The sequence below is a fragment of the Brevibacillus sp. FW306-2-1A-C05A genome, from assembly GCF_058781555.1.
The window spans coordinates 44,566-64,914 of record NZ_JBYSWV010000001.1; the positions used below are offsets into that span (position 1 = coordinate 44,566).

At 52.7% G+C, this 20,349-nt stretch carries 23 protein-coding genes; 7 read left to right on the forward strand and 16 right to left on the reverse strand.

Translation table 11 applies throughout. The features are described from left to right. Window positions 1-76: 76 nt before the first annotated feature. Window positions 77-1,114, reverse strand: a complete 1,038-nt coding sequence (gene ltaE / locus AC3WJN_RS00250; RefSeq protein ID WP_025845996.1) for a low-specificity L-threonine aldolase — start codon at window positions 1,112-1,114, stop codon at window positions 77-79. A gap of 130 nt (window positions 1,115-1,244) precedes the next feature. Here ltaE and AC3WJN_RS00255 point away from each other — a divergent pair, with 130 nt between their 5' ends. After that, entirely contained in the window at window positions 1,245-1,547 is a 303-nt protein-coding gene (locus AC3WJN_RS00255; RefSeq protein WP_005835790.1) for a HesB/IscA family protein, read from the forward strand. A gap of 73 nt (window positions 1,548-1,620) precedes the next feature. Here the strand turns inward: AC3WJN_RS00255 and AC3WJN_RS00260 are convergent, their stop codons facing one another. From AC3WJN_RS00260 to yneA, 4 genes are all read right to left on the reverse strand, one after another. After that, window positions 1,621-3,861 (reverse strand): HelD family protein, encoded by a 2,241-nt coding sequence (locus tag AC3WJN_RS00260; protein WP_007786956.1) that lies wholly within the window; start codon window positions 3,859-3,861, stop codon window positions 1,621-1,623. Window positions 3,862-3,900: 39 nt separating this feature from the next. Beyond that, window positions 3,901-4,266 carry a fluoride efflux transporter CrcB gene (gene crcB / locus AC3WJN_RS00265; RefSeq protein ID WP_005835794.1) on the reverse strand — a complete coding sequence of 122 codons (366 nt, stop codon included), beginning with the start codon at window positions 4,264-4,266 and terminating at the stop codon, window positions 3,901-3,903. A 99-nt stretch (window positions 4,267-4,365) separates the two neighbouring features. Continuing rightward, window positions 4,366-4,563 carry a DUF896 domain-containing protein gene (locus AC3WJN_RS00270; RefSeq protein WP_005835795.1) on the reverse strand — a complete coding sequence of 66 codons (198 nt, stop codon included), beginning with the start codon at window positions 4,561-4,563 and terminating at the stop codon, window positions 4,366-4,368. Between the two features lie 92 nt (window positions 4,564-4,655). After that, the gene (gene yneA, locus AC3WJN_RS00275) at window positions 4,656-4,997 is read right to left on the reverse strand and encodes a cell division suppressor protein YneA (protein ID WP_005835797.1); all 342 of its coding nucleotides are present in this window, start codon (window positions 4,995-4,997) and stop codon (window positions 4,656-4,658) included. A gap of 630 nt (window positions 4,998-5,627) precedes the next feature. On the opposite strand from yneA, the gene lexA reads away from it, so the two are divergent. Next, window positions 5,628-6,251 carry a transcriptional repressor LexA gene (lexA, locus tag AC3WJN_RS00280; RefSeq protein WP_005835798.1) on the forward strand — a complete coding sequence of 208 codons (624 nt, stop codon included), beginning with the start codon at window positions 5,628-5,630 and terminating at the stop codon, window positions 6,249-6,251. Between the two features lie 61 nt (window positions 6,252-6,312). On the opposite strand, the gene AC3WJN_RS00285 is transcribed toward lexA, so the two are convergent. After that, window positions 6,313-6,798 (reverse strand): DUF456 domain-containing protein, encoded by a 486-nt coding sequence (locus AC3WJN_RS00285; protein WP_005835801.1) that lies wholly within the window; start codon window positions 6,796-6,798, stop codon window positions 6,313-6,315. Window positions 6,799-6,925: 127 nt separating this feature from the next. On the opposite strand from AC3WJN_RS00285, the gene AC3WJN_RS00290 reads away from it, so the two are divergent. From AC3WJN_RS00290 to AC3WJN_RS00300, 3 genes are all read left to right on the forward strand, one after another. After that, window positions 6,926-7,492 carry a DUF4269 domain-containing protein gene (locus tag AC3WJN_RS00290; RefSeq protein WP_007786952.1) on the forward strand — a complete coding sequence of 189 codons (567 nt, stop codon included), beginning with the start codon at window positions 6,926-6,928 and terminating at the stop codon, window positions 7,490-7,492. Window positions 7,493-7,834: 342 nt separating this feature from the next. Further along, window positions 7,835-8,098, forward strand: coding sequence for a CD3324 family protein (locus tag AC3WJN_RS00295; protein WP_005835805.1), 264 nt, complete (start codon window positions 7,835-7,837; stop codon window positions 8,096-8,098). A gap of 171 nt (window positions 8,099-8,269) precedes the next feature. Continuing rightward, window positions 8,270-8,908 (forward strand): FusB/FusC family EF-G-binding protein, encoded by a 639-nt coding sequence (locus tag AC3WJN_RS00300; RefSeq protein ID WP_122952627.1) that lies wholly within the window; start codon window positions 8,270-8,272, stop codon window positions 8,906-8,908. Between the two features lie 614 nt (window positions 8,909-9,522). Here AC3WJN_RS00300 and AC3WJN_RS00305 read toward each other — a convergent pair. After that, entirely contained in the window at window positions 9,523-9,996 is a 474-nt protein-coding gene (locus AC3WJN_RS00305) for a hypothetical protein (protein WP_007786948.1), read from the reverse strand. A 122-nt stretch (window positions 9,997-10,118) separates the two neighbouring features. On the opposite strand from AC3WJN_RS00305, the gene AC3WJN_RS00310 reads away from it, so the two are divergent. Beyond that, on the forward strand, window positions 10,119-10,310 hold the full coding sequence (locus AC3WJN_RS00310) for a hypothetical protein (protein WP_005835813.1): 192 nt from the start codon (window positions 10,119-10,121) through the stop codon (window positions 10,308-10,310). A gap of 257 nt (window positions 10,311-10,567) precedes the next feature. Here AC3WJN_RS00310 and AC3WJN_RS00315 read toward each other — a convergent pair whose 3' ends face one another. After that, window positions 10,568-11,557, reverse strand: coding sequence for an arsenic resistance protein (locus AC3WJN_RS00315; RefSeq protein ID WP_492329204.1), 990 nt, complete (start codon window positions 11,555-11,557; stop codon window positions 10,568-10,570). Window positions 11,558-11,575: 18 nt separating this feature from the next. Beyond that, the gene (locus AC3WJN_RS00320) at window positions 11,576-11,971 is read right to left on the reverse strand and encodes a MerR family transcriptional regulator (protein WP_007786942.1); all 396 of its coding nucleotides are present in this window, start codon (window positions 11,969-11,971) and stop codon (window positions 11,576-11,578) included. A 203-nt stretch (window positions 11,972-12,174) separates the two neighbouring features. Here AC3WJN_RS00320 and AC3WJN_RS00325 point away from each other — a divergent pair, with 203 nt between their 5' ends. Continuing rightward, window positions 12,175-12,513 carry a hypothetical protein gene (locus tag AC3WJN_RS00325; protein WP_327990627.1) on the forward strand — a complete coding sequence of 113 codons (339 nt, stop codon included), beginning with the start codon at window positions 12,175-12,177 and terminating at the stop codon, window positions 12,511-12,513. 278 nt (window positions 12,514-12,791) lie between these two features. Here the strand turns inward: AC3WJN_RS00325 and glnA are convergent, their stop codons facing one another. The 7 genes from glnA to infC all read right to left on the reverse strand — a co-directional run bounded on the left by glnA (window position 12,792) and on the right by infC (window position 20,231). Beyond that, complete coding sequence (gene glnA, locus AC3WJN_RS00330) at window positions 12,792-14,126, reverse strand: type I glutamate--ammonia ligase (RefSeq protein WP_005835665.1); 1,335 nt, start codon at window positions 14,124-14,126, stop codon at window positions 12,792-12,794. A 34-nt stretch (window positions 14,127-14,160) separates the two neighbouring features. Then, the gene (locus tag AC3WJN_RS00335; protein WP_005835664.1) at window positions 14,161-14,571 is read right to left on the reverse strand and encodes a MerR family transcriptional regulator; all 411 of its coding nucleotides are present in this window, start codon (window positions 14,569-14,571) and stop codon (window positions 14,161-14,163) included. Window positions 14,572-14,892: 321 nt separating this feature from the next. Then, window positions 14,893-16,170, reverse strand: a complete 1,278-nt coding sequence (locus tag AC3WJN_RS00340) for a methionine gamma-lyase family protein (protein ID WP_007786938.1) — start codon at window positions 16,168-16,170, stop codon at window positions 14,893-14,895. 8 nt (window positions 16,171-16,178) lie between these two features. Beyond that, window positions 16,179-17,471 (reverse strand): GTPase HflX, encoded by a 1,293-nt coding sequence (gene hflX, locus AC3WJN_RS00345; RefSeq protein ID WP_025846016.1) that lies wholly within the window; start codon window positions 17,469-17,471, stop codon window positions 16,179-16,181. 229 nt (window positions 17,472-17,700) lie between these two features. Beyond that, window positions 17,701-18,660 (reverse strand): AAA family ATPase, encoded by a 960-nt coding sequence (locus AC3WJN_RS00350; protein WP_005835660.1) that lies wholly within the window; start codon window positions 18,658-18,660, stop codon window positions 17,701-17,703. A gap of 173 nt (window positions 18,661-18,833) precedes the next feature. Next, a complete protein-coding gene (locus AC3WJN_RS00355; protein ID WP_007786934.1) occupies window positions 18,834-19,592 on the reverse strand; it encodes a DUF4184 family protein in 759 nt (252 codons plus the stop codon). A gap of 147 nt (window positions 19,593-19,739) precedes the next feature. After that, on the reverse strand, window positions 19,740-20,231 hold the full coding sequence (gene infC, locus AC3WJN_RS00360) for a translation initiation factor IF-3 (RefSeq protein WP_005835657.1): 492 nt from the start codon (window positions 20,229-20,231) through the stop codon (window positions 19,740-19,742). Window positions 20,232-20,349 lie beyond the last annotated feature (118 nt).

Genomic DNA, 20,349 nt, shown 5'->3' on the forward strand with positions numbered 1-20,349 from the left:
TCCCAAGCAACAAGCCAGTCCGCCCCTTGTCTGGTGCTGGACTGGCTTTTCGCTCTCGCTCAAACAGCCTGTATCGTTACCCGGAACACTTCGCTGCTCCCAGCAGCTCCTCTACGACTTCCAGCACTTTGGCGACGCTTTGCTCGTCGATATGACGGTGCGTCGTAAAGCGGATCACGTATTCGTCGAAGTCGACCGCCAACACCCCTCTGTCTGCGAGCCGCTGCAAAAAGTCAACCGCTGTCTCCTGGATCGAATCGGTCCTGACCAGCACGATATTCGTCTCGACAGGCTCGACAGTCAGGGACAGCTTGCGAAAGCCTGCGGCCAACTGCTGTGCCCGCTCGTGATCTTCACGCAGCCGCTCGACCATCTCGGTCAAGGCGATGATTCCCGGCGCAGCCAAATAGCCCGCTTGGCGCAAGCCTCCGCCGAGCTTTTTTCGCCACCATCTCGCTTCTTCGATAAAAGCGCGGTCCCCAGCCAAAATGGAGCCTACGGGCGCACTCAGCCCTTTGGACAGGCAAACTTGAACGGTATCCGTGTATTGGCTCAGTTCGCAAACGTCGACTCCTTGGGCGACCGCCGCATTGAACAGCCTCGCCCCGTCTAGATGAACCGGAATCCCGTGCTTTTGCGCCACGTCATAGACGCCCTTCATCTGCTCGACCGTGACCACCGCGCCTCCAGCCCGGTTATGCGTATTTTCCAGGCAAATCAATTTCGTTCGCGGAAAATGAATGTTGTTGCCGCGGATCGCTTTTTCCACGTCTTCCGGGCGCAAGGCACCGCGCTCTCCCGCGAGTGTCCGGGTTTGCACGCCAGCCAGAGCCGACATCGCTCCCCCTTCGTAATAAAAAATATGCGATTCCGCTTCCGCGATCACCTCGTCACCATTGACACAGTGGGTCAGCACAGCGACCTGGTTGCCTTGTGTGCCGCTGGTGACAAACAAGGCCGCCTCCTTCCCGAGCCGTTCCGCTGCAAGCTGCTCCAGTCGGTTTACCGTCGGGTCTTCGCGATAAACATCATCGCCCACTTCGGCTTCCGCCATCGCGCGAAGCATCGTTTCAGTCGGTTTCGTGACGGTATCGCTGCGCAAATCCATTTTCATAAAAGCGTCCCCTTCCGCATGTTCGTCTAGCAACTCTATGTTCCAGAACACTTTCCACATTGCAACTGCAATTCCCTCTTTGCTAAGATGGAGAAGAAACTTACATACATACAGTTAGGAGACTTGACCGATGAAGGTAAAGATCACTCGCAATGCAGCGAAGCAACTGACCACGATCATGGAGCAGGAAGAAGACAAAGACCTGAAGCTGCGTGTCTATATCACTCACGCGCACGGCGATCATGCACACTACGGCCTGGCGCTGGACAAACCGACCGAAGAGGATGAAGTAGTCTCCACTGACAAGGAAATCGACGTTGTCGTGAAAAAAGACGAGCCGCTTCTGGACGGCATCATCGTCGACTACCTGTATCTGCCGCAAGAAGGCTTCGTCATCACCAACCCGTCCAAAGGAAACACAGGCGACCATTAATCGCTTTGAGCCACACACGCAAAAACCCCTCTGCTGCTTATTCAGCCAGAGGGGTTTTTACTATTTGCCACGTTCAAGCCTGCGTGTACAGCTCGGGCGAAAGCTCAGCCAGCAGTGGCGCCTGCTCCCCTGCCATCTTCGTCAGCACGAGGCGATGCACCGGCCTGGTCATCGCCACGTAGAGCAGCTTCGCGTCCCATTCGTTGCTTTGATACGCATCCACATCGACCACGATGACCGCGTCAAACTGCAAGCCTTTTGTCAAATAGGCAGGCATCACGGTTACGCCGCCCGGAAACTGGTTGTCTTTGCTGCCGAGCAGCGTCAAATCGGCAATGCTCTTTGCAAGCGCCTTGTGCGCCTTTTTGCTCGCCTGAATCGTCTTGGTGACGATCGCGATCGTTTGCAACCCTTCCTTTTGCAGAGCGGCCACCCGGGAGCTGACTTCCGTCCACAGCTTGGCGCGCGAATCGGCCTCGACCATGATTGGCTTTTCGCCATGGCGCAAGACGGGCTTCGCCAAGACGGCTTCCGGCAGCTCAATCTGCCGCAGCACTTCGTTGGCGCACAGCATGATCTCAACTGTCGAGCGATAGCTTTGCGCCAGCGTGTAGTAGGCGGGACGAAGCTGTTCGAAAATACCCTGGGTCAGCTCCTCCCACGCGTGAATGCCGCGGTAGCTGTGAATGCCTTGGGCGATGTCGCCGACAATCGTCAGCGAGTGGCGCTTCGTCGCGAGCGCAATCACGGCAATCTCCAACGCGCTCAAGTCTTGCGCTTCATCCACGACGGTATGGTCGAAATGCCCGGCCTTGTTCATCCCTTCGATGATATGCTGCAAATACAACAGCGGCGCGATATCCTCCGCTTCCAGCCGCTCCTGGGCAAACAGCGCCGCAGAAGACCGGCTCACATCGCGGACCACTTCGTCGGAAATGTCCGCAGGGACAAGCTTGCGCAACAGCTCCTCCTCTGCGATCAGCTCGCGGTACGACTCGAAAATGTCCAGCCGCGGGAAGGAGACGAGGTACGTATCCAAAATTTGCTCCAGCATTTTTTCAAACTTGGCCAGCCCTTGCTTGTCGAGGTCGACTTTTCGCTCGCGCAAATGCGAAAATAGTTGCTTGTTCATCTCTTGCTTCAAATGCTTGCGCAGCGCATCGACGCGTCGATGGTACGGCAAGGACCCGAACTGCTCCAGAAAAAACTGCCGGATCGTCTCGCCCGGGATGGAGAACACTTGCTTCGTCTTGTTGTAAAGAAAACTCAGTTTTTTGAACGGGATTCTCGTCTCGATCACGTAGCGTATGTACTCTTCCATGGCTTCCCGGCACGCCAGCGAGCCTTTGAAACGCAGCCGATGGCGGGTGATTTCCTGCTCCCGCTCGTCCTGCCCTTCTTCAAAAAACAACTGCAGCGGTTTGTCCGGGCTCACGATCCGCCAGCCTTTGGGCATGAGCGGCTTCACGAGCCGCGCCGCCCAGTCTACAAACGTCGATTGCTGAACATCGTCGACGCCAAGCTCGGGTAGCACCTCTGATATGTACGTCAGAAACATCCGGTTCGGGGCGAACACCATAAATTTTTTCGACATCATCGTATCCTGGTAGTTGTAAATCAGGTACGACAGCCGATGCAGCGCAATCGTCGTCTTTCCGCTGCCCGCAACCCCTTGCACGACGATCGGCCGATCTTTTTCCGCGCGAATGATGTCATTTTGCTCCGACTGGATCGTCGCGACGATATCTTTTAAGCGGCTGTCATTCGTCAAGTTCAGATTGGCGTTCAAAAATTCGTCGATGAAGCCTTCCTGCAAAAACTCGTCCGGGTGCCCCATCTCGCGGTTGATCGTCTCTTTTACAGCGCCATCGTAAATCCCGACGATTTTTCCGTCCTCAATCGCGAAGTTGCGCTTCAATCTCACCTCGCCGCGCACGATCTCGCGCCCCATCCGGTAAAACGCATCCTTGCTCTCTCCGGAATAATAGAGACTGGCAATGGGCGCTCGCCAATCCACGACGATCGAATCAAACGTATCGCTGCGGACGATCCCTCTTTTTCCGATGTACACCTGGTCAAGCTCGTAAACCTCGTCCTTGAGAAAATCGACTCGGCCAAAGTACGGCTTGTCGCGTCCGTGATCCTCCAAATAACGCAGGTCTTTTGCCTTGCTTGCGTTCACGACCTGCTTGACGTAATCGTCGGTCGCTTCCCGAATCTCTTCGCGCAGCCGAGCGATCTCCCCATCGATCAATGCAATCGTCTCATCCAGCTTGTTCTGTTCTGCCTCGTAATCGCGGTGTTGGGTACTCACACCCATCCCCCCTCTCGTCTTTTATCAATGTGATGGTCGTTATTGCATTTGTCTGGCAAGCCAGATTCCCGCGGCACAAGAGAGCAGGCCGACCACGATACTGAGCAGGGCGTAAACGAGCCCGCGCAGCCATTGTCCCTCTCCCCAGAACGAAACCACTTCCAGCGAAAATGTGGAAAACGTCGTGAATCCGCCCATAATGCCTGTCGTAAACAAAAGATACAGCTCAGGCGAGAAGCCTCCCCGCTCCTTGCCGATCACAAACAAAACGCCGATGGCAAACGAGCCAATGATGTTCGCCAGCCACGTGCCTACAGGCCAGCCCGGCTGATTGGCAACCAGCGCCAGCACATAACGAAGCAACGAGCCGACTGCTCCCCCAACCGCTACAGCCACCCATGCCATTGGTCCCCCTCCTCAATTGCAAAACTGGCAGAAGTCGTCAGGAACAAAAAGACACCCGAGCGTCAAGCAAGGATGTCTGCCGTATCAATACAAGTAAGTTTACTGTTTTGGACGATTTTCCTCAAGATCTTCCACATAGCGGATGGAATCCAGATTCGCTCGAAGCGACATCTTGACCGCATCGATGTACTTTTGGCGCAGAGCTTTTTGCTCCTGCTTCTCCTCGTCAGTCAAGCCAACCTCGCGAGATTTCTTGACCAGTTCGTTGATTCGTTTAATTTCTGCGTCAGATACCACGTTCCGGTTCCTCCCACTCTGTAGTAATGCCGCTTTATTATATCATATCAGTCGGAACTGGCAAGAGAGCGGATGGCGGGCAAGTGCTCGAATCAGTCCGTTTCCGGGATGAACAAGGTCTGCCCCGGATAAATGAGATTGCTGTCGAGGTTGTTCGCCATTTTGATATCGAAAATCAGATCGCGCACATCCACCTTTTCCGAATGATGATGGCGCACAGCAATCGTCCAAAGACTGTCGCCGGAGCGAACGGTCACTTCTTTTCCTTTTAGCGGCTCTTTATGCGCAGAAGAGGCAAACACCAGTTCGGTAAGCAAGTAAAAAAAGAGAGAGAACGTCAGCAAAAACAAAATAGCTTGTCCTCTCGTGATGCCCAAACGGACGCGGCGAGGCTGCTTTTTCTCGAAACGGTTATGGATAGACATGGCATTCATAATATGACCCCCTGCAAACATACGTTCTATAAGTTCGTATCCCTATCATAAATGAGAACATATGTTCATGTCAATACAAAAACCGCCGTCTCGCAAATTCGCGCGGAGCTGCTGTGCGCAGCCGTTTTTGCTTCGGATGACGCTGCCGGGCGACTCTATTGGGGTGGATTTAGCTCGTTTCTAGCTGGTTGCTTGCTGCCTGAACAGAAGTCCAAGTGTGCCGCGTTGGTGCGGTTTGTGGCTTGGCGTAAGCTCGGCTCTTCGGTACTGGAGCGGCTGGCGGTTTGACGTGAGCTCGACTCTGCGACAGTGGAGCGGCTTGTGGCTCGACGTAAGCCCGGCTCCGCGACGATGGAGCGGCTTGTGGCTCGACGTAAGCCCGGCTCCGCGACGATGGAACTGTTTGCCGACTTGGAGTTAGCCCGGCTCTATTACAATGGAACGGCTGCAACTTACGGCTCCGGCCGCCCGCCCGCGCTTTTTTCGAGATTTGGCCGATGCTGTCGAATCAAATGCATTTACCCTGTCAAAAATTCCTGTTCGCATCAAAATCGAACTTATGTTTGTCGAACGCAAGCTCCCATGGTATAATATAGGAAAACATGTTCGAGAAATCAGGGGTGTCTCTCTATGTCAAAATTATCCAGCAGACAACAAGCCATAATCGAATTTATTCGCAAGGAAGTCCGGGACAAAGGCTATCCTCCATCCGTCCGCGAAATCGGCGAAGCTGTCGGACTTGCCTCCAGCTCTACTGTGCACGGTCATCTGGCGCGCTTGGAAAAGAAAGGGCTGATCCGCCGCGACCCTACCAAGCCTCGCGCCATCGAACTGCTGTCTGAGGAAGACCGCTTCCAGGACAACTTCGAGGACTCTGTCGTTCGCGTTCCCGTCATCGGGAAAGTAACCGCCGGGCAGCCGATTACCGCGATTGAGGACGTCGAAGAGTACTTCCCGCTTCCAGAAAATATCGTGACTTCAGACAAGGTGTACATGCTGCGGATTTCCGGGAACAGCATGATCGACGCCGGTATCCTGGACGGCGACTACGTAATCGTGCGCCAGCAGCACGTCGCCAACAACGGCGATATCGTCGTCGCCATGACAGAAGAAGACGAAGCGACCGTCAAGCGCTTTTTCAAAGAGAAGAACCACTTCCGCCTCCAGCCGGAAAACGCGACGATGGAACCGATCATTTTGGACAACGTCACCATTCTCGGAAAAGTCATTGGCGTCTATCGCCTCATCCACTAATCGTTCCAGCGCATGAAAAAAGGACAGCCTCCGCTGTCCTTTTTCGTCTCTATCATTATATTTATCTGGCAAGGAAAAACCAGACGATCATGCTCACCTGCAACACGACTTTGACAACTGCGCTTCCCAAAAAGCCGATCAGCGAGCCAAAGCCTGCCTTTACCGCTTTCTCTATCGGCTGCTTTTGCACGAGCAACTCCACCAGCACCACGAGCACGAACGGCATAATCAGCATCCCGAACGGCGGGAACACGAAGATTCCGAGAACAATCCCTACGGCCGCAGCCACCGAAGACCATTTGGAGCCGCCGTACTTTTTCACGAAAAACATGTTGGTCAACAAATCCGCACCGTACAGCAAGATACTGAGCACCACCATCCCCCACCAGAAAGACGCTGGCAACCCCGCTCCCGGATCGGCTATGAAAAAGTGGTAGAGCAAAAAGCCTGCCCACAGTAAAATCGTATCGGGTAGTACTGGCAAAAATATACCGGCGATACTTAGCGCGAAAAGCACCAACACGATAATCCAAAGAACAATATCCATTCTCTATGCACTCCTCTCACATAGGTAATACGAGAAAAAGCCGATTGAAGTTGCACTCTTCTTTTGCGAATCCGTGAGGCCGTCTGCGAGGAGTACCTGCCTATTTTAACGAAAGCGGAGGGTTACTATGACGCGAAACTGGCGCGACCTCTCTTATTTGCACAACGGGACACCGAAACAAAAAGCTGCGGGCCAGGCCATCGCCCAATCCGCGGTCATGCAGCGGCTGCAAGCGTTCGATCCCGTGCTCGCAGGTACGATCCCTCTGGACATCGACATTGCGGACAGCGATCTGGACATTATTTGCGAGTGCCACCACCTCGAGCAGTTTGCCGACGTCGTCCGCGCTTCGTATGCGGCGTATGAAGGCTACAAGGAAGCTCGTCTGCTCGTGCAAGGCGTGCCCACCTGCCTGATTACGTTTTTTGCCTGCGGCTTCTGGTTTGAGCTGTTTGCCCAACCGCGCCCGGTCGAACAGCAAAATGCGTATCGGCACATGGTCGTCGAGCACCGTTTGCTGCTGCTCGGTGGCGCTGACGCCCTCCGCGCCATCCGCCAGCTCAAGCAAGACGGCCTGAAAACCGAACCTGCTTTTGCCTCCTATTTTAACATTCCGGGAGACGATCCATACCAGGCGCTGCTGGATGTGGAAAAGTGGACGGAAGAACAGCTCCGCACTCTTGTGACCAGGTAAAGAGTCCCCCGCTCCTTTGTCGCATAGGCGGACGGCGCGCGCGTGGCGAAAAAATCGCCAGAGCCGCGGTGCAAATGGCGGACAGATGATTTATAATGGGAACTACTGCGCGGGCACTTGGCGGCGCGCAGGGAGAAAACGCGAACGAGGGGGTGTGTGGTTGGTGAATGGAATTGGTTTGCCAGATACTGCAGCGTCTCATGCAAAGCCTGGGAATAAGGCGATACTTTGCATGAGGTGGACAGTCGTTTAGACAATTCATCGCCTTCTCTAACGTATCTCATTTCTTATTTCCTGGCTTTGCCCCTTATTTTTCACTTTAAAAATAAGGAGCGAGCGGAAATGAAATATGTGAATGCAGCCAGCATGCTGCCAGAAACCTTGATCGCAGAAATCCAAAAGTACGTGCAGGGAGAAATCATCTACATTCCGAAACCGAAGACGGCCCATCACAAATGGGGGACCCGGACCGGCGGCAGAAAACAGTTGGATGAACGCAACAGCGCGATCCGCAACGCTTTTCGCGAAGGCGCCTCCATCCAGGAGCTGGCCGAGCAGTACTTTCTCTCGACGGAAACGATCAAAAAGATTGTGTATGCCAAATAGACAAAAGCACTGGCGCGTCCACGAGACGGTCAGTGCTTTTCCTATGCCGAGTTCTTTTTACAATCGTTCTTTCCCTTTGCAGCGCACTCCGCTCCTTTTACAGTAGAAGGTACAAACACCATCACAACTCCTCACGCCTGACGGAGTACGCTGCAAGGAGGAACCAGAAAGATGCAACCATTTATTTCACCCCACCACTATCACTTCATCAAAGCACAGGTGCAAACCTTGTTGAACGCATACACAAGCAGCACAGACCCTAACGTCATCCGGGCCCGCAAAGAAATCGCCCAGGAATCCGTGTTCCAGCTCTTCCCCGGCATGACAGAGGAACAAAAACAACTGCTTGCGCCACTCGCAGCCATCAAGGAAAAGAACGAAGCCAAACAGTTTTTGCTGCGGCTCTCGCCGTATATCATCCCTTTTCCCGCTTTGACCGAGCAAGCGATCAAAAAAATGTTCCCGAAGGTCAAGAAGCTCAAGCCGCCTGCGACAGCGGAAATCCCGTATGCCGAGACGTCGTATGTAAGCTGGTTCGACAGCGGGGCAGACAAAAAGTACATTATCGCCTACTACCCTGACAAGCTGATCGGCATTCACGGCGTTTTTACTCCCCTGCCCAAAAAAGGGATTTGTGCGATCTGCAACAAAATTACCGACATCGGCATGTTCGTCCTGGAAGCGCGGGGGGCGGGCAACGGCACGTATTTGAAAAAAGGAAACTACTTGTGTCAAGACAGCGTCACTTGCAATCAAAATATTCGTTCGCTGGAAAAACTGCATGATTTTCTGGCTACGATGGTCAAATGAGCAGAAACACGATCATGCGCGAAAAACAGTGGCGGCTCCTTGTTCAAGCTTAGCGAACAAGGAGCCGTTTTCATAAAAAATACCCCTCAAGCAACTCAAGGGGCAGTTGACGGCAAACGGGCGAGAGGATGCATTCGTTCTTTTGACCGAATCTTTGATGAAGCCCGCTATCTTTGCGAAAACTGCGCGGAGAAATGGAGCTTCCACAAAGGCCACGCCATCAGGAGGGCGATTTTCATCGACAATGGCGTCCATCAACGGAAAGGGAGGATTTTCCTTTCGGGTACCTTTACTATACTTTGCTTCTCTATTTGCTGTCTCCTGACCAAAGTTAGGTGAGGTTAATCTTTTTCACGGGAGTTGCTAGCGTTTCTCTTATTTTGCCAGCGTGGCGAGTACATCCAAACTGTTCCGCCACTCGCTGTTTAGGCGGGGGAACTGCCCTCTCAGCTTCCATTGGCTTGAGCATGGTACAGCCAGATAGGCCGGTCGGAAGCGAGATAACGATTGTTTCGGCATGCCGGGCGAACTGAATGTACGTGGATCGGATAGGTTAAGCCCCGCTAGACAAAAATGGTTCGTCCAAAGCGGCGGGCAAAAGAAGGATGCGGCTGTTACAAGTAGTCGAAAAATCGGTTCCACCAGGTGTATTCGCCGATCATCGCTTGATTTTTCCCATCGTACAAGGTGTTCAGCTCGTCTGCGGGGATGTAGCGGTAGCCGTTCTCCTGCAGCGTGGCGATGATGCGGTTCATGTCTGGTTGCTTTCCCGTCTCGTCAAAAGCACCAAGGATCGTCACGAACCGTCCAAAGGCCGAAAAGCGGATCGCCAGCTCGTAGCACATCGCATAGCTTCCCCCGCTCGCTTTCGCATCGTGTTGGCTTTTTTCCAGGATGTACATCTCTGCGAAAAACGAGGCGTCCTGTACGCAGTCGTCCAGTTCGAAACGGTTGTCTGTTTCAGCTTCCAAGCGGGCTTTTACCATTTTTACTTGCTGCATTTCTTTTCGGTAATCGAAGTCTTTCGGGGCATACCATTCGGCTGCGTCGTCGAAGTGGAGCAGGAGTTGTTTTAGTTGCGGGTTCATAAAGGTTCCTTTCCTATAAGAAACAATGTTATCTTTTTGATTTTGTACCCTTTACAAAAAATAGAAAAGAATCCTTATTCATGTTATGCTCTCACTAGCTAGGCCACAAAGGAGAGATTGACATGGGAAAAAGCATTTTGATCGGGCTGGCCGTTTACGTCATCGGCATCATCCTCGTCTCGGCTACTACCGCCATTTATAACGGAACTCCTTCAGAGTTGTCTTATTTGCGCGCCATATCGTACGCAATTATTTACCTCGCAGGCGTCGTCGCTGCCAGCGCTGTGCTGTTCGTGAAAAAGCGCCAGAAATAGTTCCTCGCCAACAATGCTCGGATTCCCTCCTGGCTCAATCCGTTCTGGTCAAAAAAAGAACAAGAGGGACTATTTTCATTATAAGCAGCTTGAGTGCTGTTTTCATGGTAGCTTCTGCTTTCTCTCTTTTTAGCTAGTCCGGAAAGCAGGAAATCGCCAGTTCCTTCTGATCCGCTCCCACTCTTGGTTGCAGGAGCGGATCAGCCTCGTTAAAACCCCAATAAAAAATGTTCTACTAACTCATTTATGTAAACGAATCACTTTTGTTTCTTCGCAATTCCCTCCGCCCCTCGCAAAAGCACCTTTGGAACCAGCCGAATATATACTAGCTCCCCAATGAGCTCTACAATGGTTTGCGTCACGATCACTGCCGACGCCACTCCGTTTAGCGGTTCCGGCAGCGCCAATGCAAACGGAAGAACGACCAGAGAGTTACGCGTGCCTGCACTAAAAATCAAAGCTCGCCCTGCTCCGGTATCCAAACGGAATAGATGGGAAATAATCCGCGCAATAATCGGTGTAATCGCCATATATGCTGCATAGACAGGAATCACTTGGATGATCGAATCAAAAGAGCTATACAGTTTGGCAATTTGCGAGGCAACGACAACAAAAAGCGTTAGCGCCATAAAAGGCACAGGCAGCCATGCTGTCGCATCAAGAAACCGTTCTCCCCGTGGTTGTCTTGTTGACCACCATTGCGTAAGTAGAGCAAGAATCAGCGGGTCGACAATAAGCCCGAAAAACGCTTCGAGAAATGGCCCGACACTCACGATTTCTGCTGCTTTCTCGCCCATAAAAAGCCATAGATAAACGGGCAAAAAAAGCATTTGGGTGACAAAAAGGATCGGGGTTGAAACCAACACGAGTTTCTCGTTCCCACGCCCAAGATGGGTGAAGACAATCACATAGTCAATGCAGGGGGTAAGCAAAACAAGAAATACCCCTAACAAGATTGCTGGATCGGCCGGAAGAAACCGCGTTAACCCCCAGACAAGGACTGGTACGGCTATGTAGTTGACAAGAAGGAGCGCATACATAAACTTTCGATTCGAGAGTGCCTCTTTTAAACGAAAAAAAGGGATTTGGGCAAACATTCCATACATCAAGATGGCAAGCACGAACGAAATCGTACGATCAAGGCTCTCGCCTGATTCTGGCCATAACAACCCGAATCCAGCAGCAATCACGAACACGAACGCATAAAGCCACACTTGATTCTTTTCTAATTGTTCTCTTGAAATCATTTCTCGCCCAGCCCTTTCCTATCGCGAACCCGTAGTTTCTATTTTTTTCAGGCATTCCGACCACGTAAGGCATTTGCAGCTTAGCCCGCTGTCTAATATTTGTATCATCCAATCAAGCTGTTTTTTTCTTTCCTCAAGTTGGGAGCGTTTCTGCTTCGCCATTTGTTCCCAGCGCTCAGACAGTGGACCACTGGTTTCAAAACCTTCTAGCAAAATCGCGATTTCCTGGATGCTAAAGCCTGTTTGCTGCGCGATCTTGATAAAACTGATACGTTCGAGTAGTTGTTCATCATACCGGCGTTGCCCATTTTGACGTTCCGGAGCAGGAAGCAAGCCAACGGATTCATAGTAACGCAGCGTCGATGCGTTTACCCCTGCCCTTGCCGCAAGTTGCCCAATGCTAAGTCCAGACATAACAACTCCCCCCCTTGACTTAAAGTTAACTTTAAGTTTTACGATTCGATTATATCTCTTTGCGGAAGGTGCTGTAAATGAAATCAGTTGCTAGTTGCATACGCTCTGTGCTTGTGCTTTTCCAGTCAGTGGTGCGGTAGCTCTGGGCGTTCAGCTTGTAGAAAATCAGGCATTCTTGCTGAAACGTGAAAGGGGAAGACAAAATGAGCCCAAAAATGCCTATCGCTTGTTGCCACACAGTCTTTACGGAAGCGGAGCGAGTGGAGTACAAAAGCATTTGGGAAGAGCTTGATTCGAGAAGGATTAGCATTGCGGAGCTTGAAAAAGGGGTTCAGTATCAATTTCCGGAGGATCAAGATACGTTACGGCTTGTGCAGGAATGGGTGCGGCTGGAGCGAAAATGCTGCCCGTTTTTAACGTTTACGGTCATTGCAAGCAGCGAAGAGAACCCGATTTTGCTGGAGCTTACCGGAAACGATGAAGCGAAAGCATTCTTACGCAATGAAATGGAGGCGGAAATGAAACGAATAACATGCAAATAAAAAAAGCTCCACGATTAGTGGAGCATACTTTCCCAGTCTCGCCTGGTCCGTTTGCAGGTGCTGGTGTGATATCCCAACCTGCCGGATATGTTCGTCCACATTTCCAAAAAATTAAAACAGATAGGATGGACAAATTTGAAAAACACATATTAACAATCTACAACTAGAAAATTTGTGGGCGAATTGTGGGCAAAAGCAATACATCGACGTGAATTTCGAAAGCTGCCCACAAAAGCAAAAACCCCTCGCACCAGCAGGCGCAAGGGGATTTTTCCATTTTAGTAAGTGCTCATGTACTGCTCGCGCTCCCAGTCGTGGACGCGTGTGCGGAACATATCCCACTCGATTTCTTTTGCTTCGATGAAGTGTACCAGCGCGTGCTCGCCCAGGGCTTCGCAGATTACTGGATCGGCTTTCAGGCACTCGATCGCTTCCTTGAGCGTAGCTGGCAGGTTGACGATGCCGTTTGCTTCGCGCTCTTCTTCGGTCATCACGTAGATGTTGCGGTCGATCGCTGGTGGTACAGTCACTTTGTTTTTGATGCCGTCCAGGCCGGCTTTCAGCATGACAGCCAAAGCGAGGTACGGGTTTGTTGCCGGGTCTGGGCTGCGCACTTCGATACGGGTTCCCATGCCGCGGGAGGCTGGGATACGGATCAATGGAGAGCGGTTTTTCGCCGACCATGCCACGTAGCAAGGTGCTTCATAGCCAGGTACCAGACGTTTGTACGAGTTCACGAGCGGATTGGTGATCGCTGTGAAGCCGCGAGCGTGCTGCAAAATACCTGCGAGGTAATGCTTCGCTGTTTGGCTCAGGCCCATTTCGTCTGTCTCGTCGTAGAACGCATTTTCGTTGCCGCGGAACAAGGATTGGTTCGCGTGCATACCGGAGCCTGCCACACCGTAGAGCGGTTTTGGCATAAAGGTTGCATGCAGGCCGTGTTTTTGCGCGATCGTTTTTACAACCAGCTTGAAAGTCAAAATCTGGTCTGCTGCTTGCAGCGCGTTCGCGTATTTGAAGTCGATTTCGTGTTGGCCTGGCGCTACTTCGTGGTGGGAAGCTTCGATTTCAAAGCCCATTTTTTCCAGGGTCAATACGATGTCGCGACGGCAGTTTTCGCCGGTGTCGAGCGGAGCGAAGTCGAAGTAGCCGCCTTGGTCGTTCAGATCGAGCGTAGGATCGCCTTTTTCGTTGAGCTTGAACAGGAAGAATTCAGGTTCTGGTCCCACGTTGAACGCAGAGAAGCCCATTTCTTCTGCTTCTTTCAACGCGCGCTTCAAAATATAGCGAGGGTCACCCTCGAACGGAGAGCCATCCGGCATATAGATATCACAGATCAGACGTGCAACTTTCCCATGCTCGTTGCCCCACGGGAAAACAACCCAGGTGTCCAGGTCCGGTACCAGATACATATCCGATTCCTCGATACGAACAAACCCTTCGATGGAAGAACCGTCAAACATCATTTTGTTGTCCAACGCTTTTGGCAGTTGGGACAGAGGAATCTCCACGTTTTTGATAATCCCCAGCAGGTCAGTAAACTGCAGACGGATGTATCTCACGTCCTCTTCCTGGGCCAATCGCATAATGTCTTCTCTTGTGTACTTGCTCACATTTCTCTCCTCCTGTCTCTCTCACAACTTTATATCAGTGGAAGAAGCGGGATAGCTCTCCACGAATCAATGCGTCCTCGCCTGGGCGGGCAGCATTGCGATACATGATCTGTTGTCTGAGCAACTGGTGCAGTTCCTTGTCAGACATGTCCTTGCGCTTGCCTTCGGACGTTTGCGTAATCTCCGTCGGCTCGGTGACCGGTTCTTGCAGCTTCAGCACTTGCTTGATGCCGGCAATGTTGAGTCCTTTTTCGATCAGTTCCTTGATCTCCAACAGTCGGTCTACATCATTGAAGGAGAAAAGCCGCTGCTTCCCTTCCGTGCGAGCCGGTTGAATCAGGTCATTTTGCTCGTAGTAGCGAATCTGTCTCGCAGTGAGATCGGTCAGCTTCATGACGATCCCAATGGGAAAGAGGGCCATATTCCGGCGAAGGTCATCACTCATGACTTGTCCCTCCTCTATCGTTATCCTTATGCCTTATTTTATGCAAAAGCATAAACACTGTCAACGGATGTTAGAAAATATCACGCAGAAAGTGACCCGCATTGGTAAAAATCCACGTTTGTCCCGCGCTTCCAGGCACTCGAACCCCGGCGCTTTCGCTTAAAACCGCCTCATGAGGACATTGAGCCGCTTGCTTTTTCCGCCAGTCGGCGCTTCCTGCGGGGAGCTACCCGCTCTCCGGCGTGTCAGCCGCAAAAAAACGGCATCCCCTGCGTAGAGAATGCCGTCTCGTCTATGTCCGCGCCGTCGCTTGTACCCGGTTTACTTTTCAGGCAGGTCGAGCAAGCCTTTTTCCAGCATGCCGTTCAATGCCGTTAAAATCCCCACTTTGACGTGCGAATACGTCAAACCGCCCTGCACGAAGCCGAGGTACGGGGGACGAATCGGGCCATCTGCGGAAAACTCGATGCTCGCCCCTTGAATGAACGTCCCCGCAGCCATGATGACCGGGTCTGCGTAGCCGGGCATTTCGCTCGGATACGGCGTCACGTGTGAGTCGACCGGGGCTGCCTTTTGAATCCCTTGGCAAAAGGCAATCAGTCGCTCGGCACTGCCAAAGGCGACAGACTGAATCAAGTCTGTCCGCGGCTCGTGCCAGAGCGGGTTTGTCTGAAAGCCGAGGCGCTCCAAGAGAGCCGATGAAAACACCGCGCCTTTGAGCGCTTCGCCGACGACGTGCGGCGCCAGGAAAAAGCCTTGGTACATTTCCAGCAGCGAGTACAGCGAAGCTCCGCCCTCCGCACCGATGCCTGGCGCTGCCATCCGGTACGAAGCAAGCTTGACGAGGTCCTCCCGGCCGACGATGTAGCCGCCCGTTTTGACCAGCCCGCCGCCCGGGTTTTTAATCAGGGAGCCGGCCATGATGTCCGCGCCCACGTGCAGCGGCTCCTGCTCTTCCGTAAATTCGCCGTAGCAGTTGTCGACAAAGACGATCACATCCGGCTTCATTTCTTTGACAGCGCGAATCATTTCCCGGATTTTGGCGATCGTGAAGGACGGACGATCCGCGTAGCCGCGCGAACGCTGGATGCCGATTACTTTTGTATTCGGCGTGATCGCTTGCGCTACCGCGAGAAAATCAATCTCGCCCTCAGGCGTCAGCGGCACGAAGCTGTACCCGATGCCGTAGTCTTTCAGCGAGCCTTGTCCTTCGCCGCGCACCCCCACGACCTCCTCCAAGGTGTCGTACGGTTTGCCCGTGATGTAGAGCAAGTCGTCGCCAGGACGCAACATGCCGAACAAGGAAATGGCAATCGCGTGCGTGCCGGATATAATGTGCGGCCGAACCAGTGCCGCCTCTCCGCCAAAAACGTCTGCGTAGATTGATTCCAGCGTAGCCCGCCCGGAATCGTCGTAGCCGTAGCCGGTTGACGGTGAAAAGTGAAACTCGTTTACTTCATGCTTTTGAAAAGACCGCAACACCTTCAACTGATTGGTGTCCACGAGCGCGGAAATTTGACGATGTCTTTCGGAGATCGTCGCTTCTACTTCCAGTACGAGCGGACGAAGCTTTTCTCCGTGGGAAAAGTATTGAAACATCTGCTATCTTACCAACTCTCTTCAACAGTCTCTGGTTTGTCCAGGAGAAAAGGAGCGATCTTGCCGTAGATCGGATTGTCCCGGTTCACGCGCACGGTGACCAGGTACGATTCTTCCTCTTCGCTAAATTGCTGCTCCATCTCCACGCCTTCGCGGTGCAAGAGCGACAAAATGTCCCCGCGCTCGACCGGGACGCGCAACTTCATTTCATTATAAGAGGAAAGCACAAATTGTTCGATCCTCGCCAAAAGCCGTTGCTGATCTTCTTCGCGAATGGCAGAGACGAGAATGGATTCGTCTGCATGCGGCAGGTAGGCGCCTTCGGTCAGCAAGTCCGCCTTGTTGAATACGACGAGCTGCGGGATTTCTTCTGCTTTCAGCTCGCGCAAAATTTTGTCCACGACTTCCATGTGCACGCGCAAATCCGGGTGGTGGCTGTCGACGACATGCAAAATCAGGTCGGCTTCCTTCACGCCCTCCAGTGTGGAGCGAAAAGCGGCGACAAGGCTCGTCGGCAAATCTTGAATGAAGCCGACTGTATCCGTCAGCAGCACTTCCAGGCCGCTCGGCAGCACGAGCTGGCGGGTCGTCGGGTCCAGCGTGGCAAACAGCTTATCTTCCTGCAACGTGTTGGCCTGTGTCAACTGGTTGAGGATCGTCGACTTGCCCGCGTTCGTATAGCCGACCAGCGCAATCTGGAACACGTTGTTTTTCTTGCGGCGTTCCCGATGGAGCTGTCTCGTCCGGACCGTGTCGTCCAACTGCTGCTTCAGCTCGCTGATCCGCTTGCGAATGTGGCGGCGATCGCTTTCCAGCTTGGATTCACCCGGACCGCGCGTCCCGATTCCGCCCCCGAGCCGGGAAAGCTGCTTGCCCTGGCCCGCAAGACGCGGCAGCAAATAGTTGTACTGGGCCAGCTCGACCTGAATCTTCCCTTCGCGCGACTGCGCTCGCCCCGCGAAAATATCAAGAATGAGCTGGGTCCGGTCAATGACCTTGCAATCAAAAATTTTGTCCAGATTGCGCGTCTGACTCGGGGACAGCTCATCGTTGAAAATGATGACGTCCACATCCAGCTCATGCGCCTTTTCGGCAATTTCATCAATCTTGCCCGTCCCCAAATACCAGGCAGAGTCGATTCGATCTCTGTTTTGCGTCACGACATCGAGCACTTCGACGCCAGCCGTTTCAGCCAGCTCGTGCAGTTCTTCCATGGAGAGACGTGTCCGTTCCTCATCACGGCCATCCAGGTAGCACCCGACCAAGATCGCAGTTTCTTTTGTTTTGATAAGTTCGTTCACCGATTCACGCCCTTTCTTCTCCCTATCATACCACATTTTGCCCATTTCGTTACGGTCGCGATGCACCCCGCCCCTATTCGCTACAGAACAAAGCGCAGGGTTAGAAAACTTGGCTGCGCCAAGCCTTTGGTGCAGCTTTAGTTGCCCTTATACTGGATAAGAAGCTTCTAGAATTCTTATCTGTAAAAAAATCCCCCGCAGCGGAGGGATCGGATGGATCGTAGAGAAGTCACACTTGAAAGTCCTCGGCTCTTAGCCGCTGCAGCTCTTCCCGCGTCAGCTCGTTTGCTTTCATCAGCCGGACCGCCTGCACCCGGATCGCTTTCTCGATGCAATTGCGCACGAACCGAGCGTTGCTGAAATTTTGCTGGAACGGGTCATTCACGATTCCGGTCAGCAGACGGCGGATTTTTTCTTTCGCTTCTCTCGTCAGCTCAAAATCCTTTTCGCGGGTCATCAGAGTGGCGATGTCCAAAAGTTCTTCCACACTATAATCGGAAAAGTTGATGTGAACCGGAAAACGGGAAGGCAAGCCGGGGTTCAGCTCCAGAAACTGCTCCATTTCGTCGTTATACCCGGCAATAATACAAATGAAATCTTTGTTCGAGTCTTCCAGCGCTTTCGTCAGGCAGTCAACCGCCTCCTTGCCGAAGTCTTTTTCGCCCCCTCTGGCCAACGAATACGCCTCGTCGATAAACAAAATGCCGCCGAGTGCCTTTTTGACCAGTTCCCGCGTTTTTTGCGCCGTATGGCCGATAAATTCACCGACCAGATCGGCCCGCTCCACTTCGATCAGATGGCCTTTGCTCAAGATGCCCATTTCGCGGAACATTTTGCCGAACAAACGGGCAACCGTCGTCTTGCCCGTGCCCGGGTTGCCTTTGAACACCATATGAAACACTTGCTTTTCAATTTTCAGGTGATGCTTTTCCCGTTCCTTGTTGATTTTTATCAGCGCGTAAATCTCATACATGGTCTTCTTCGCTTCTTGCAGACCGATCAAATTTTCAAGCTCATCAAACAAGGAGGCCAATTCGCTGGGTGCGGATGCATTTACGTATTCGGGCAGCGTTTCGGGCTTCTTGATGGATAAATCGTTGCGTTTGAAAACGACTTGAATCCTGTTTGAGTTGGAAGAGGTGGAAGCAGAGCTGGGATCAATGGAGAGACTGCTTTCCGAATGTCTCATGTTCGGTCACCTGCCTTTGTGCATCACTCTAAACGTTCGTTCGTCCCTGCCTGTCAGTCCTTACAGATGCGCAGCCATGCTTTATGTTCAAAAGTGTCATCCAGTTTGGGCCAGTGCGAATACATGCTTTTTCAGCCATACATTAATATACTCAGAAGCTAGGCAAACCTGCCCTATTTTTTCAAACCTGGCCGATTCGCCAGCGGAGCAAGCAGACAAATCCCGAGCAGGCTTCCGGACAGAAAAGGAACGACCTGCTGCAACGGATGAATCAGGGGAGACACCCCTTTCACGAAAAAGGCATGCCAAACGACGACGCCCAGTCCGATTACAGCCACTCCTAGCCAGAACAGCCCTTTTCCGTACAGTGTGGCCTGTTTGATCTCGACGTGATCGTTCTTGCGTCCGGTGCGCCAGAGCACAAACGCGATGGCAAGCCCGCCCAGCAGCGTGCTGCCGTGCTGTAGCAGCTTGTAGACAGGCACGTCGAGAAAAAGGAGCGGGATGCGCTGTTGCAAAAAAGCGAACCGTTCGACCATGCTGCCTCCGTCGTGGGTAAAAGCATCCCAGGCGATATGGCTGTAGCTTCCGAGCAGCGCGGAGTAAGCGAACACTACCAGCGATACCCACGTCCGCCTGCGGCTTCGTGTCTGCGGCCGCCCGCTAGCCAAGCCTTTTGCCGCCCACAGCGGCAAGACGGCGAGCAGTCCTTTTTCGACGATGTAGCGGTACAAAACATACAGGACGATCACGAGCGGAAGATCAACGCAAAACAGGCCAAGCAGCGTGTGGCTGTAGACGCTGTACGGCTGCATGCGCAAAAAATATTCAAAATCCGGCGCCATGCTGCCAAAGACGAGAGCCGGAAAGGATACCCATCCCAGTCTGCGCAGCGGCAGGACGATCGCCGGGTGCGAAAAGGTAAACGGCATGAAATCACTCGCTTTTCTGTTTGGTGGTTGCTTGTCTTTTCTATTAGAAAAAGACGCGGCAAGCAAGCCAATGGCTACACTTGCGAAAAAAAGCCCGGCCGAAGCGACAATACCATCTGTCACTACGAGCCGGGCCTTCCCGTACAGCTATTGCTCCTTCGGAAGCAGGACAGCGACCACTTGCTTGCCGCTTACTTGAATGCCTTTTTCCTGCACGCCGCAATGCGCAAGCTCTTTTACGAGTTGCTCGATCAATTTTTTCGCTTCCTGGCTTTCTTTTTTCTCCAGGCGCACGGTCAATTGCACCGCGTCCCCTGCCGCGAGAATTTTTTCCGCTTGCCGCTTTTTCGTATCGTAGTCGTGCTCTTCGATATAGGCGCTCAAGCGAAGCTCCTTTACTTTTCTGCCTTTTTCCTCTTTGCGCTGCTTGGCCTTTTCGCGGTTGAGCTGCTCTTTATAGTTCGTGCGGCCAACCAACTGGCACGGCGGCGGGCTTGCGGCGAGCGAAAGGCAAACGAGGTCGACGCCCTGCTCCTTCGCCATTTGCAGCGCGACTTTCGTGTCGACGATCCCGAGGTCCTCTCCGTTCACGCCAGTCAGGCTGACTTCCGCCGCTTTTATTTTTTCATTCAAAATCATCGCATTGTCACCTTGTCCTTTCCTGTTTCGGAATGGTTAGTTTCTACAACCGCTACTTTCTCTCCTTCCTTCGGAGACAACATTCTTTTACTCCCTCATGACGAACGTGCTTCGTTTT

What these genes read in the sequence shown, in the direction of transcription:
- ltaE (WP_025845996.1), bottom strand. Translation starts at nt 1,114, where the DNA reads ATGAAAATGGATTTGCGCAGCGATACCGTCACGAAACCGACTGAAACG.
- AC3WJN_RS00255 (WP_005835790.1), top strand. Translation starts at nt 1,245, where the DNA reads ATGAAGGTAAAGATCACTCGCAATGCAGCGAAGCAACTGACCACGATC.
- crcB (WP_005835794.1), bottom strand. Translation starts at nt 4,266, where the DNA reads ATGGCATGGGTGGCTGTAGCGGTTGGGGGAGCAGTCGGCTCGTTGCTT.
- yneA (WP_005835797.1), bottom strand. Translation starts at nt 4,997, where the DNA reads ATGAATGCCATGTCTATCCATAACCGTTTCGAGAAAAAGCAGCCTCGC.
- lexA (WP_005835798.1), top strand. Translation starts at nt 5,628, where the DNA reads ATGTCAAAATTATCCAGCAGACAACAAGCCATAATCGAATTTATTCGC.
- AC3WJN_RS00285 (WP_005835801.1), bottom strand. Translation starts at nt 6,798, where the DNA reads ATGGATATTGTTCTTTGGATTATCGTGTTGGTGCTTTTCGCGCTAAGT.
- AC3WJN_RS00290 (WP_007786952.1), top strand. Translation starts at nt 6,926, where the DNA reads ATGACGCGAAACTGGCGCGACCTCTCTTATTTGCACAACGGGACACCG.
- AC3WJN_RS00295 (WP_005835805.1), top strand. Translation starts at nt 7,835, where the DNA reads ATGAAATATGTGAATGCAGCCAGCATGCTGCCAGAAACCTTGATCGCA.
- AC3WJN_RS00300 (WP_122952627.1), top strand. Translation starts at nt 8,270, where the DNA reads ATGCAACCATTTATTTCACCCCACCACTATCACTTCATCAAAGCACAG.
- AC3WJN_RS00305 (WP_007786948.1), bottom strand. Translation starts at nt 9,996, where the DNA reads ATGAACCCGCAACTAAAACAACTCCTGCTCCACTTCGACGACGCAGCC.
- AC3WJN_RS00310 (WP_005835813.1), top strand. Translation starts at nt 10,119, where the DNA reads ATGGGAAAAAGCATTTTGATCGGGCTGGCCGTTTACGTCATCGGCATC.
- AC3WJN_RS00315 (WP_492329204.1), bottom strand. Translation starts at nt 11,557, where the DNA reads ATGATTTCAAGAGAACAATTAGAAAAGAATCAAGTGTGGCTTTATGCG.
- AC3WJN_RS00320 (WP_007786942.1), bottom strand. Translation starts at nt 11,971, where the DNA reads ATGTCTGGACTTAGCATTGGGCAACTTGCGGCAAGGGCAGGGGTAAAC.
- AC3WJN_RS00325 (WP_327990627.1), top strand. Translation starts at nt 12,175, where the DNA reads ATGAGCCCAAAAATGCCTATCGCTTGTTGCCACACAGTCTTTACGGAA.
- AC3WJN_RS00335 (WP_005835664.1), bottom strand. Translation starts at nt 14,571, where the DNA reads ATGAGTGATGACCTTCGCCGGAATATGGCCCTCTTTCCCATTGGGATC.
- AC3WJN_RS00340 (WP_007786938.1), bottom strand. Translation starts at nt 16,170, where the DNA reads ATGTTTCAATACTTTTCCCACGGAGAAAAGCTTCGTCCGCTCGTACTG.
- AC3WJN_RS00350 (WP_005835660.1), bottom strand. Translation starts at nt 18,660, where the DNA reads ATGAGACATTCGGAAAGCAGTCTCTCCATTGATCCCAGCTCTGCTTCC.
- AC3WJN_RS00355 (WP_007786934.1), bottom strand. Translation starts at nt 19,592, where the DNA reads ATGCCGTTTACCTTTTCGCACCCGGCGATCGTCCTGCCGCTGCGCAGA.
- infC (WP_005835657.1), bottom strand. Translation starts at nt 20,231, where the DNA reads ATGATTTTGAATGAAAAAATAAAAGCGGCGGAAGTCAGCCTGACTGGC.